This is a genomic window from Brotocaccenecus cirricatena, from assembly GCF_020687045.1.
In the GTDB taxonomy this organism is placed as follows: Bacteria; Bacillota; Clostridia; order Oscillospirales; family Oscillospiraceae; genus Vescimonas; species Vescimonas cirricatena.
The window spans coordinates 1-11930 of the sequence record NZ_JAJEPW010000073.1; the positions used below are offsets into that span (position 1 = coordinate 1).

At 55.8% G+C, this 11930-nt stretch carries 11 protein-coding genes; 3 read left to right on the plus strand and 8 right to left on the minus strand.

Features of this window, described 5'->3' with window-relative positions; all coding sequences use genetic code 11:
* Positions 1-79 precede the first annotated feature (79 nt).
* The 5 genes from LKD37_RS15160 to LKD37_RS15180 form a co-directional block, all read right to left on the minus strand.
* Positions 80-481 carry a hypothetical protein gene (locus tag LKD37_RS15160; RefSeq protein ID WP_302929943.1) on the minus strand — a complete coding sequence of 134 codons (402 nt, stop codon included), beginning with the start codon at positions 479-481 and terminating at the stop codon, positions 80-82.
* A gap of 588 nt (positions 482-1069) precedes the next feature.
* Entirely contained in the window at positions 1070-1543 is a 474-nt protein-coding gene (locus LKD37_RS15165) for an RHS repeat-associated core domain-containing protein (protein ID WP_302929944.1), read from the minus strand.
* 18 nt (positions 1544-1561) lie between these two features.
* Positions 1562-2113: a hypothetical protein gene (locus LKD37_RS15170; protein WP_302929945.1), complete on the minus strand. Its 552-nt coding sequence runs from the start codon at positions 2111-2113 to the stop codon at positions 1562-1564.
* Positions 2114-2255: 142 nt separating this feature from the next.
* Positions 2256-3287 (minus strand): hypothetical protein, encoded by a 1032-nt coding sequence (locus LKD37_RS15175; protein WP_302929946.1) that lies wholly within the window; start codon positions 3285-3287, stop codon positions 2256-2258.
* Between the two features lie 312 nt (positions 3288-3599).
* Positions 3600-4004: a replication initiator protein A gene (locus LKD37_RS15180; protein ID WP_370686880.1), complete on the minus strand. Its 405-nt coding sequence runs from the start codon at positions 4002-4004 to the stop codon at positions 3600-3602.
* Between the two features lie 521 nt (positions 4005-4525).
* On the opposite strand from LKD37_RS15180, the gene LKD37_RS15185 reads away from it, so the two are divergent.
* Both LKD37_RS15185 and LKD37_RS15190 read left to right on the plus strand, forming a co-directional pair.
* The gene (locus tag LKD37_RS15185; RefSeq protein WP_022180030.1) at positions 4526-4804 is read left to right on the plus strand and encodes a type II toxin-antitoxin system RelB/DinJ family antitoxin; all 279 of its coding nucleotides are present in this window, start codon (positions 4526-4528) and stop codon (positions 4802-4804) included.
* Positions 4801-5091 carry a type II toxin-antitoxin system mRNA interferase toxin, RelE/StbE family gene (locus LKD37_RS15190; RefSeq protein ID WP_195615463.1) on the plus strand — a complete coding sequence of 97 codons (291 nt, stop codon included), beginning with the start codon at positions 4801-4803 and terminating at the stop codon, positions 5089-5091. The genes LKD37_RS15185 and LKD37_RS15190 overlap by 4 nt, the downstream gene beginning before the upstream one ends.
* 41 nt (positions 5092-5132) lie before the next feature.
* Here LKD37_RS15190 and LKD37_RS15195 read toward each other — a convergent pair whose 3' ends face one another.
* Both LKD37_RS15195 and LKD37_RS15200 read right to left on the minus strand, forming a co-directional pair.
* Complete coding sequence (locus tag LKD37_RS15195; RefSeq protein ID WP_302929947.1) at positions 5133-5567, minus strand: hypothetical protein; 435 nt, start codon at positions 5565-5567, stop codon at positions 5133-5135.
* Positions 5568-5776: 209 nt separating this feature from the next.
* Positions 5777-6292: a hypothetical protein gene (locus tag LKD37_RS15200; RefSeq protein WP_302929948.1), complete on the minus strand. Its 516-nt coding sequence runs from the start codon at positions 6290-6292 to the stop codon at positions 5777-5779.
* Between the two features lie 298 nt (positions 6293-6590).
* Between LKD37_RS15200 and LKD37_RS15205 the strand changes: the two genes are divergently transcribed.
* The gene (locus LKD37_RS15205; RefSeq protein WP_302929949.1) at positions 6591-10502 is read left to right on the plus strand and encodes an efflux RND transporter permease subunit; all 3912 of its coding nucleotides are present in this window, start codon (positions 6591-6593) and stop codon (positions 10500-10502) included.
* Between the two features lie 55 nt (positions 10503-10557).
* On the opposite strand, the gene LKD37_RS15210 is transcribed toward LKD37_RS15205, so the two are convergent.
* Complete coding sequence (locus LKD37_RS15210) at positions 10558-11829, minus strand: alpha-amylase family glycosyl hydrolase (protein ID WP_302929950.1); 1272 nt, start codon at positions 11827-11829, stop codon at positions 10558-10560.
* Between the last annotated feature and the right edge of the window lie 101 nt (positions 11830-11930).

Sequence of the window (11930 nt, forward strand, 5' to 3'; positions counted from 1 at the left end):
CTGCCGTTAAAAGACGGCCACGTCCGTCAGCCGGGACGGTTATTCCCTCTGGTCGGGTTCCTGGTTCTTAATTGCTGTTTCAAGGAGCAAAAGGCATGAAAATCATGCACGTCAAGATCACCAGGAAAAAGATTCCAACAAGGCATGCCCCTACTATGCCCGTTCTTGCGTCCTTTTTCTTTCCGCCTTTACGACAAACATGGACGATAGAAAGCGTGAGGAGCTCAGCGCCGCCTCCACCTAATCCAATTCCAATAACAATCAAAATGCGGTAATATCGCGCCGGGAAAAAGCCGATTTCATTAAAGGCCAGCAATCCCAATCCAAGCGGCATCAGGAGCATAGCAATAGCGGTGCCTATGGGATTCCGCGGATCATGTTTATATTTCCGGGAAAACAGCATCCAAAGCCCTGTTATCATGCAACCAACAGAGACGGTCACTGCAACAATAAAGCCTATTATGGAAATATTACCGATCATGTTTTACCCTTCTTTCTGTATGCCTTTAGGAAGCGGTCCTTTAACACATAGAAAAAACCGTCAACCGCTACTCCGGCTGCAATGGATATAAACACCGCGGGAAATGCGCAGAAGTTGGCGGCGATAAAGCCCCCTAACATAATACATACCCACGATAGCGCAGGGGATTCGCAGCGCCGAGGGTGGAGGCCATGGTGCCGCTGGCATTCACAAGACCGGTAACGTTGCCTTGGGCATTTCAGCAAGAATCCAGATGAGCACACTGTAGGCATTCAAACTGTCTAAACAAATGTTTTTCGCGCTATAGATTTATCGATAGGATTCTTTGCTTACACAGATTTTCACAAGGACATACATATGCTTTTTCGTTTTTTCCACGCAAAACGACTGCGTTTATAAACGACACAAAATCATTTTCTCCAAAAGAAAATACCGTATTCCCCTTCGCTTTTACCATGCAATTTGGATTATCGTATACCCACTCAAGAAATGAGCATTGTAATGATTTGACGTCTGTTATGTAACCATCCGGAACATATACGTAACTAATTCTGGAATCAAATGTTAGTCTAACAACCATACTATCACCTATGGGAAAATATAATAGACGTGACCGCCTCTTCTGTTATATGTGTGAAGATGATATAGAAGCACAAAGCGTTTCTTTAATACCCGATACGAAAGATTGAGCCTTATTAATAGATTCTGCGTGTTTGCCCCACAGTCAACAATCAGACCGTCCGCATTGATAAACCTTCCCCAAACCGGGTTATAGTACCGGCTGGTGAGGTAGTACAGGCCCGTCTCGGTGTCGTAGACATACCCGCGGTAGCGCAGGGGGTTCGCGGTGCCGAGGGTGGAAGCCATGGTGCCGTCGGTGGACATGGGCGCACCCCAGGGATCGTAGGTGTAGGACACCACCTGGGTGCCGCTGGCGTTCACAAGACCGGTGACATCGCCTTGGGCATTTTTCAGGTAGAAATACCTGTTGCCGTTGTACGTCACAGACGCCGGGCCCAGAGAGTCGTAGGTAAAATGCAGCTTGTTGCTGCCCCAGGTCATCTCGGTCAGCCGGGATACTTATTCCTCCTCGTCGGGTTCCTGGTTCTCCAGGTCGGGAGGTATTTCCCCCCGCCGCAGGCTTTCAAATTGCATGCGTTCCTCGCCCGGCAGTAGAGGAAAGAACAAAATATGGGGCCAGCGGTAGATAGTACGCTCCAAATCAATTTTTCCCCCCTCCATCGTCCGAATCGGCACGGTGCTGCAAACCATTAAAAACGGTTGGCCTCCCCACGAAGGATTGCCTATGTCTATGGGGCACGCGTTAATACTCTGGAACCGCTGCCATGGATATAGTCGACGGATAAAGCCCAAAAAAATGACCGTAATTCCTTCGGCAGACACGATATACGTTCGACTGGTAGCAATAATATGTGCGAAAGCTAGCGTATTAAGCGTGACACCCATGAGGGCAACTACGACTGTATCTAAGCCTATAGGCGGAAAAGCTATACGAAACGCTGGAATAATGTAATAATAATTAAGATATGCGATCATCATCGCTATTACTACCGCAGATGCATGAAACTTTCGGGGCTCAATACGTAAAGTATTTGTTTCTGGTTTCTTCATACCGTCATCCTTACCGGGCCTGTGTTTCGGCCCCTCGCCGTCTGTCTTGGAGCATTTGATTTTCCTCCGCTGGTTCTGCGGCTCGATGAGCATGTTGTCGCTGCGATATATGCGGAACCGGCTAACTCAGAATTGCGCTGACTTACAGTTTTATCCCAAATGGTGAACGTATTGGACACAGGTTGAAAACCACGGGGTCCAGGACAACAGGATATGAGGCGTCTGCCATCCAATCCTGAGGCAGGTAGTAACGCAGTTCATATCCTTTTTCGTTTTCCTCCAGAATCACCTTGATATCATCGGAGCATACATTTTCCGCATCCAATAGATAAGAAGCCGGCATATAGAACACCGGCTTGGCTTCGGAATCGGCATCTTTTGCATAGGCCAGAATACGGTTATCCTCCTGCAGTTCCAATCGCAGATTTTCTGCCTCCAGATGGTAGCGGTAGCCTAACAACTCTTTCGGGCAACTGCGCAGAATCAAAGACTCCTTCAGCCGATTTGAATCCAGGTCATAGGTCACATCTGTGTCATGATAAACATCCTGATACGCGGTTTCGCTGCGTTGATTATTCAGTGCAGCCTCCGGCTGAAGCTGTCCCTCATCTGCCAGAGTGGAAGCAATGCTGCTGACCTCGGCAGCGCTTTCGTCTGCGGGGACACAGATCATATCTTCGCCCGGCAACTCCTCACCTATATAGCCCGAACCGCTTTCGGAAATCGCACCATCGTCTTCGTACAACTGACCTGTCAGATAGAATGACAAGCTGTACCCGCTGCGGCTGACCGTGATTCCATTGGCGGTATTCAGCTCAGCAGGAACAGAGACATCCCACATACCGGCTGCGTTTCGATACACGGTTTCACCATCCTGCGCAGCAGACGGCAGCAACCGGTTGTCAATTTCCTCCCAATATCCATCTTTTTGGTAATGTACTGCCGCCGGATAAATTACCACCTGCCTTGTACCGTCGGTAAGCAGGAACTCCTTCCGATTTTCTTCCCGTTGTTCCAGTATCTCGCCCACGACATCCGCAGGCGCATCCACGACGTTTTCTGTTGTTGGCGGCCACAGATCTCCCAGTTCCTCAGCCATTACCTGCACGGGGACCAAGTACACCGTCAGCAGCACGGCCAGGAAACAGGATAGTACGCGTCTCCATTCTTTCATACGTTTTCTCTCTTTCTTTTATATAGTGGGATGTATGCCTACGTCTCTACTATATACAACTCCGCTGCAGCTACTTTGCAACAGGTTTTTTCGCTTTTTTCGAAAGAATCGTAATATATGACAAAAGACGGCAGATGCTTTTTGGCTATTATATCCAAGCAACGAGATGAAGCTGGGACATAATAGCGCAAAAAGCACCTTAGCCGCCGTCTTATTTGCCGCCGAATCCCGCTTCCATGGCCTTGCGGGCTTTACTTCTGGCTCGTGTCAGCATCATACGAACGCTGGCAGCGCTGACCCCAAATGCCTTCCCTATTTCTGAGTCACCCAGGTTGTTAGGGGACAGTTTTCTTTCTCAATGAAGGACGGATTTCTGTCTGTCGTTTGGAAAAATTTCTGTCCGTCTGGCGGCAGCTTTACATAGATGCGGTTCGGCTTGGAAAAGCCACTTCTGCGCCGCTCAATCAGCCCGGCGTCCTCCAGCTCGGAAAGAGCGGTTTTCACGGTCATGGAGCTTCTGTCCAGTGCGGCGGCAATCTTCTCTATGGGGAACACAAGGTAAATCCTGCCGCCCTCGTCCAGCCAGCCGTTTGCCTGTGAGAGCGTCGCCCGGTCAAGCAGCAGCGCGTACAGCAGCTTCGCCGTCTGGGTCAGGTCTGTTTGCAGCAGGAAACGGGGATATGGCAGATACGGCGGCAGCCGGGTATCCGCTCTCATGTACTCAGTGATGGAATGTCACCTCCTTCGTGGGAATTAGAGGTATAACGAATCGTGACAGCCCTCAGTCGGGCGGTTTCCAGCATTTTGACCAGTAATGCGGACAAAGAACAACGATTGCCCGGAAGCTTTGCTTGCAGCCGTGGACACACCCACGGCAAAGGGGATTGTAGGAAATGCGGTTTCGGTGGTCGAGGAAGAACGACCATTCCAGCCGCCGCTGCTTGTTCATTTTCGGCATTTTTACACTCCTATCTGTCGCCAAAGCGTTACGCTCCGGCAGATGGTCAAACTGTAAATCTCGGTATCACTTTCAGGCTTTTTCTGCCCTGTACGCTCCATTTGGGGAACGGGTTGTATTGCGGTATGGGTAAGTCTCTTCGGCGCGTTCTTTGCGCTTTTTTGGGGGGCAGTTGCTCCTTTTGGGATTTGAAAACAAATTGTATCTTTTTCGTGCGCTGTATTGTATTTCTCGTGCAGATAGCGTATAATGATAGTGCCAGTAGAAAGGGGATGATTTCATGGCTGGAACTACAACAAACATCAGCATCCGAATGGACAGTGACCTGAAAGCACAGGCTGACGCTTTGTTTTCGGAGCTTGGCATGAATCTCACAACGGCTTTCAATATTTTCGTGCGTCAATCGATCCGGGAGGGCGGGATTCCGTTTGAAATCTCCATCAATCAGCCTAACAAGGAGACGATTGCCGCCATGCTGGAAGCGGAAAGAATTGCAAAAGACCCGTCTGTAAAGGGCTATAACGACCTTGACGAGCTTTTTGCCGATCTGAAAAAGTGAGAAAGACAAAGCTGACCGTCAAGCCGACCACGGCGTTCAAGAAGGATTACAAGCTGGCAATCAAGCGCGGACTGCAAATTGAGCTTCTTGAAACCGTGATCGAAACGCTTGCAATGGGAAACACGCTGCCGCCTGAGAACAGAGATCATGACCTGACCGGCAACTGGCGTGGACACCGGGAGTGCCACATTCAGCCCGACTGGCTTCTGATCTACCGCGTTGAGGGCGATGTTCTGGTGCTGACACTTTCCAGAACCGGAACGCATAGCGATCTGTTCGGGAAATGAGCATTGTGCCGCATGGGGAAACCTGTGCGGCATTTTGCTTTTTAGAGTTCTATCTCATGCTTCCGTCTGTGTTTCGGCTGCTGCGGCTGTATCGCCATCTGATAGTTGCGCTGCATGGTCATCAGCTCATGCAGCCGCTCGCTTTTCTCGCGGTAATCGTTGTAGCACTCGTTTTTCTCTGAAATGAGAGATTGAATCTCCGCAACGACATCTTTGCGCTTCGGAAGCTGCTTCGGTACGCCCAGCTTGTCAAGCTGGTGCTTGGCAGCGTCGTTGATGATAAAATCCGCTTCATGCGCGGCATAGAATTTCTGCTTGTCCTTTTCCTTGCGGATCATGCGATACTCCTTGATAACGGGATCGGTGTTGCGGTAATTGTCCATTGCTTTCAGCATTGCCTTTTTGTCCGTCACTTTGGCAGCGGCAGCGTCATAGCGGCTGCGTGCTTCCCGTGCTTCCGCACCGGCTGCATCCACGGCGGCGCTCAGCTTATCCGGAGATAGAAGGTCAAGGAAGTGTCCCGCTGCTTCTGGTCATCGTGGCCAGAGGTGGGGCAAGGTCAAAGGACGGCGCTTTTGTGCCGTCCTTTCACGTTTCCCCACGGACAACGGGAAACAGGTGTGATCAGTTTTTATGGGAAAAGGAGGTCATAACTATACCTCCCAATCAACGGGCAACAGATAATCTACATTTCCATTGAAACTTCAGTTAATTTGTGGGCCTCTTTGGTGTTTTCAATTGGATAGAACATAGATGTCAAAGTCCCCGGCAGATTCGCCCCCACTGTTGCTATATACACGTCTTCAACCAAGTTTGATATGAAGTATCCAAATGACAAATCATTTATTTCATAAAAGCTATAATGTGGTCTTACATTCTCTTGTTTAGGAGTATACTCGGGCCAGTATTTTATAAAGCAATTCTCACCTATACATAGATGGTTTACTTTTCCATTACTTCTAATTAGCGTAGAGCGCACTTGTCGATTTACATTTCGGTTTAATATCCCATCATACCCCTCGAACGAAAAGATGCCCGAAAAAATAGGTTTGCAAACGATTTCTGCGGCAACTGAAAGTTTATCTATAACTTGAGTCAACTGTGTTGCCCCTGTAATGCGAGATTTTACCTGTCTTATGCCAAAACCTGTTAAAAAGCTTGAAAGGCTTTTTATAGTGCCGAAGGTGCTTTCGTTTTTCATGAGACGTCACATCGCGCTTTCACACGCCGTGCGTGCGAAAGCCTGAGAAGAATTCTTGTTCAGGTACACGCCCCGGCCAAAAAATAATTGCAATTTATTTGCCGCCTGCGGGCGGCAAACTCTGCGAGGCTTTTAATATTTTTTTCGTTAGGCTAAGGAAAAGACGGGATTTTGTAACAGTTTCGTTAATAATTGCCCGCCCCTCTTGCGCGCGGCGCTTTAGAATGTTAAAATTCTTTAAAATGTTTTTTACAGTCGTGTAACAACTGACTTATAATGCGCAAGGAGCGATACGATTATGCCCAAATTCAGCGTAAAGAAGCCGCTGACGGTGTTCGTGGCGGTGCTGGCCATTGTGGTGCTGGGTGTGGTGGCCTATCTGAAGATGACCCCCGACCTGATGCCCAACATGGACTTCCCCTATGTGATCCTGGTGACCACCGACCCCGGGGCCAGCCCCGAAACTGTGGAGGCCGACATCACCAAGCCCCTGGAGCAGTCCATGGCCACCCTCGACCGCATCAAGAATGTCACCTCCAGCTCCATGGACAGCGTGTCCATGGTGGTGCTGGAGTTTGAGGACGGGGTGAACATGGACACCGTCAGCGTGGATATCCAGCAGAAGATCAACCAGCTGAAGGGCTCCTGGTCCGACACCGTGGGCGACCCCTATGTGCTGAAAATGAACCCCTCCATGCTGCCGGTGCAGGTGGCGGCCCTGTCCTATGACGGCAAGGACATCACCCAGCTGTCGGACTTCGTCAACGACACCCTGTCCCCCAAGCTGGAGGGCATCACCGGCGTGGCCAGCGTCACCGTCAGCGGCACGGTGGAGCGTCAGCTCCATGTGATCCTCAGCCAAAAGAAGCTGGATGCTCTGTCCCAGCGGCTGTCCGATGCCATTGCGAAGCAGCTGGACGACGCGGCAGGGCAGCTGGCCTCCGCCCGGGGCCAGGTCAACAGCGCCAAGGCTGCTATCCGCAGCGCCGAGGAATCCGCCGTCCGGGACGCCGTGACCCAGGCCCTTACCACCATTCAGGACAGTCTGAAAACCATGCGGGACAGCCGGGACCAGCTCCAGGACAACCTCCAGGAGCTGGCGGATATTCAGCGGGAGAAGGCCCGGCTGGAGGCGGAAAACGCCCCGTATCAGGCGAAGATCGAGGCCATCCGCCAGAACCCCTCCATGACGGAGGAGGAAAAGCAGGCGGCCATCGCCGAAATCGAAAGTGACCCCGAATACGTCCGCATCCAGGCGGAGCTGGCGGCGCTGGACCTGCGCATGGCGGCCCTGGGCGTCAAGTGGGACGAGGCCGTCCAGCGGGCCAAGGAGTGGCAGAAGCAGCTGGAGGAGCTGGAAAAGCAGCTGCGGGACCTGGAGACCGACGAGGGTGTGGCCAAGCTGGCGGACCAGGTATCCGCCGGGGTCCTGACCATGACCGACGCCGTGACCCAGATCATCTCCGCCAACATCCAGCTGGACAGCGCCCTGAGCCAGATCGACCAGGGCCTCCAGACCCTGGAGGAATCCCGCTCCACCGCCCTGAGCCAGGCGGACCTGTCCTCCAGCCTGAGCCTACCCACCATCACCGCCCTGCTGACGGCCCAGAACTTCTCCATGCCCGCCGGATATCTGAAGGAGGACGGCGTCAACTACATGGTCTCCGTGGGCGATGCCATCGACACCCGGCAGGACCTGGAGGACCTGGTGCTCTTTGACCTGGGGATGGACGGCATCGACCCCATCCGCATGAAGGACGTGGCCGATGTGGCCATCACCGACAACTCCTCGGAGATCTACGACAAGCTCAACGGCAAGGACGGCGTCATCGTCTCCCTCAACAAGCAGTCCACCTACGCCACGGCGGAGGTGTCCAACAACATCAACAGCCGCTTCCGGGAGCTGGAGGCGGAGTACGAGGGGCTTTCCTTCGTACCCCTGATGGACCAGGGGGACTACATATACCTTATCATCAACTCCATTCTGTCGTCTCTGGGCTGGGGCGCGCTGTTCGCGGTGCTGATCCTGTATCTGTTCCTGCGGGACCTGCGGCCCACGGTGATCACCCTGTGCTCCATCCCCATCAGCGTGATCTTCGCCGTGGTGCTGATGTACTTCTCCGGCGTTACCATCAACATGATCTCCCTGTCGGGCCTGGCCGTGGCGGTGGGCATGCTGGTGGATAACTCTGTGGTGGTCATTGAGAATATCTATCGACTGCGCTCCAAGGGGGCCACCGTCATCCAGGCGGCGGTATCCGGGGCCCGGCAGGTGCTGGGCGCCATCGTGGCCTCCACCCTGACCACCGTGTGCGTGTTCCTGCCCATCGTGTTCGTGGAGGGCATCACCAAGCAGCTGTTCACGGACCTGGCCCTGACCATGACCTATTCCCTGCTGGCCAGCCTCATTGTGGCCCTGACCCTGGTGCCCGCCATGGCCGCCGGTATGCTCCGCAAGGAGAAGCCCCAGAAGCCGGGACTGCTGGATAAGGTCTATCCCGCCTATCGCAAGGCGGTGTCCTGGTCCATCCACCACAAGCTGGTGGTGCTGGGGGTGTCCCTGCTGCTGCTGGTGGGCTCCGCCGGAGCCGCCCTGGCCCGGGGCTTCGCCTTTATGCCCAATATCGACATGAACACCGTGAACCTGACCATCTCCATGCCCGAGGGCTGCACCCGGGAGCAGGCGGTGGCCCTGGCGGACGAGGCCCTGCAGCGCATCGCCGCCGTGGACAACGTGGAAACCGTGGGCGCGATGATGTCCTCCGCCTCCGGCGCCGGGAGCATGGACATGACCAGCATGATGACCGCCGGCGGCGGGGAATACGACGTCACCGCCTACATCACCCTGCCGGAGGGGGCCTCCGGCGCGGAGGCCGGCAAGCAGATGGAGGCCGCCTGCGCCGGCATGGACTGCACCGTCACCGCCTCCGGGGCCATGGACACCTATATGTCCTACCTCACCGGCAGCGGCATCACCCTGAACGTCTATGGTGACGACATGGAGCAGATGCAGTCCGCCGCCCGTGACCTGGCGGCGAAGCTGGCCACCGTCCCCGGCACGGAGAACGTGTCCGACGGCCTGGAGCAGGCGGCCGCCGCCCTGCACCTGTCCGTGGACCGCAACGCCGCCATGGAGAAGGGCCTCACCGTGGCCCAGGTGTACATGGCCGTGGCCTCCGCCCTGACGGACACCGACAGCTCCCTGTCCCTGACCCTGGACGGGCTGGACGTCAGCGTGTCCATCCAGTCCCCGGAGGAGAGCCGCATGACCCGGGAGAAGCTCCTGGATCTGGAAATTGACCCCTCCTCTGCCTCCGCCATGAGCAGCATGATGAGCAGCGCCTCCTCCGGCAGCTCCATGGGAAGCATGAGCGGCATGTCTAGTATGAGCAGCATGTCCAGTATGAGCGGCATGAGCAGCGCAAGCGCCTCCGGCAGCACCCAGAGCGGCGAGTCCGTCCGCCTGGGGGACATCGCCCAGCTGGAGGAGACCGTCAGCCTGAACACCATCAACCGGGACCAGCAGCGGCGGTATATCACCGTGTCCGCCGACGTGGCCGACGGCTATAACGTCACCAAGGTCACCTCCGCCGCCGAAAAGATCATCGGCCAGGCGGAGCTGCCCCAGGGCGTCACCGCCGCCTTCCAGGGGGAGAACGAGGCCATCATGGACGCCATCCGGCAGCTGCTGCTGATGCTGCTGCTGGGCATCGTGCTGGTGTATCTGGTGATGGTGGCCCAGTTCCAGTCCCTGCGCTCGCCGCTGATCGTCATGTTCACCATCCCCCTGGCCTTCACCGGCGGCTTCCTGGCCCTGCTGCTGGCGGGGGTGGAGGTCAGCGTCATCTCCCTGATCGGCTTTGTGATGCTGGTGGGTGTCATTGTCAACAACGGCATCGTCCTGGTGGACTACATCAACCAGCTGCGGCTGGAGGGTATGGGCCGCCGGGAGGCCATCATCGAGGCCGGCGTCACCCGTCTGCGGCCCATTCTCATGACGTCCCTGACCACCATTCTGGGCCTGATCGTTATGGCCTTCGGCAACAACGTGGGCACGGCGCTGATGCAGCCGGTGGCCCTGGTGTGCATCGGCGGCCTGCTGTATGCCACGCTGATGACCCTGCTGGTGGTGCCGTGTATGTACGACATTCTCAGCCGCCGGGACCTGCGGAAGGTGGACGAGGAGGAGCTGAAGCTCCTGGATATGTGAAAAATAAGCGCAAAAAAGCAGCCTAGCGGCTGCTTTTTTGCGCTTATTTTTTCGCTTACAGGATGATCACCGGCCCGGCGGCGGTCAGACGGCCCTCCCGGACGGTGACGGACTCGCCGGTCAGGGCGTTTTCATAATTGCCGTCGGCCAGGGGGACGGCGGCCGTCCCCGGTCGGCCCGCCAGGGGGAACACGCCCACCGCCAGGTGTTGGCCGTCCCGGTAGTCGGCCACGGCCAGGCCCTGCGCGTCGTCGGCCTCCACATGGAAGGCGGCGTCTGTGGGCAGGCGCTTTTTGATGTCGTACAGCTTCCGCAGCAGGGGGGACAGGTCCTCCCCGGTCCAGTCGATGGGCTCCCGCTCAAACAGGGAGGGCGTATGGACGGCAGAGACCTCCTGCCCGGCATAGAGCAGGGTAGTCCCCTTCTGGAAATAGCTCAGGGCCGTCCAGGCTAGCAGGCTGTCCCGGTTGGGGAAGCGGTCCGCCGCCCGGCGCTGGTCGTGATTTTCCAGGCAGCTGAGCTTGTTGTACCAGGTGGGAAAGCTCAGCTCCTGATAGCTCAGGGCGGCAAAATACCGGCTCAGGGGCATGGTCCCGCCGGTGGCTCCCTCATACAGGGGCCAGATGTCGTAGGGGTACAGAATGTCGAACACGTCAAACAGCTCGTTGTCCGTGGCGGCGTACAGCCCCTGGCGGCGGAAGGCCAGGATGTGGTCCAGGTGGACGCTCTCCCCCAGCCAGATGGCCCCGGGGCGCACCCGCTCCACCGCCTGCCGGGCCTTGCGCCAGAACGCCACAGGCACGGTGCTGGCCACGTCGCAGCGGAAACCGTCCACATACTGGGCCCAATAGCACAGGGACTCGATCTGATAATCCCACAGGCCGGGAACGGCGTAGTCCAGGTCCACCACATCGGTCCAGTCCCCCACCTTATTGCCCCGGCTGCCGTCGGGCTTGTGATAGTAATACTCCGGGTGCAGGGCCACCAGGGTGGCGTCCGGGGAGGTGTGGTTATACACCACGTCGATGATGCACTTCATGCCATTATCGTGAATGGCGTCCACCAGGTGGAGGAAGTCCTCCAGGGTGCCATACTCCGGGTTCACCGTGCGGTAGTCCCGGTTGGCATAGGGGCAGCCCATGCTGCCCTTGCGGTTGGCTTCCCCGATGGGGTGGATGGGCATCAGCCACAGGATGTCCGTGCCCAGGGCCCGGATCCGGGGCAGATCCGGCTCCACGGCCCGGAAGGTGCCCTGGGGCGTGTGGCTGCGGACGTACAGCTCATAGATCACGCTGCGGCGCAGGGCGGGATTGGTTTCAAGGGACATGGCAAATACCTCCCAGAGAATTATTTGAGACTGTCGAAAAACTCGGAAATCTTCCGCCATCGGAAAGGAAGATAGTTACGAAAGAAACCCATCAGGGGTGT